We start from the raw sequence: 604 nt of genomic DNA on the forward strand, positions 1-604 counted from the left end.
AAGGGCTATGGATAATTCTATATCTTGAATATCATCACAATACATTAAGAACAATTCTCCAAAAGTCTTAGGAGCGTTCTCTTGTCTTTTAAGCCATTCTAATAAAATATATCTACAGTAAACAATGGTAGTATGGCTAATCATCATATCATAGCTTCTACCTTGAAATTCAGTACCTAACTTCATGAATGATTTAATCGACTTAAAGAAGACTGCAATACTCCAACGATTCCCATAAATTCTTACAATCTCTTGTGAATCTAAGGATAAGTCTGTACTAAGAATAGCTAGCCATTCACGCTTGTTATTTCTGTTTTTTACAAATACTAGCTTTACAGGAATCCCTGCTTTTGTTTGTACAACAACATCTCCTAAAATATCACCTTTTACGTTTTTGGGAAGGAGTGTTCTTAATTCTTTTAGTGTACATTCATGATCTTTATAAAGATATTTTTGTTTGAGTTGCTTTACCATTCCTATAACGTCAAGACATTCATTCAATATATTTTTGATCATAGGTTCATTAGTAAACCAAGTGTCCATTAATACGTATTGAGCAAAAATACCTTGTTTTATTGCATTTTGAATCAGTTTAATAGCTATA

1 protein-coding gene is annotated in these 604 nt (G+C 30.8%); it reads right to left on the reverse strand.

Going from position 1 to position 604, the window contains the following annotated elements; genetic code table 11:
- Positions 1 to 604 (reverse strand): IS4 family transposase (locus JCM14822_RS18825; RefSeq protein ID WP_456297758.1); only part of this gene is annotated, 604 nt, incomplete at both ends.

The organism is Cellulosilyticum ruminicola JCM 14822 (genome assembly GCF_001311925.1).
Lineage (GTDB): Bacteria > Bacillota > Clostridia > Lachnospirales > Cellulosilyticaceae > Cellulosilyticum > Cellulosilyticum ruminicola.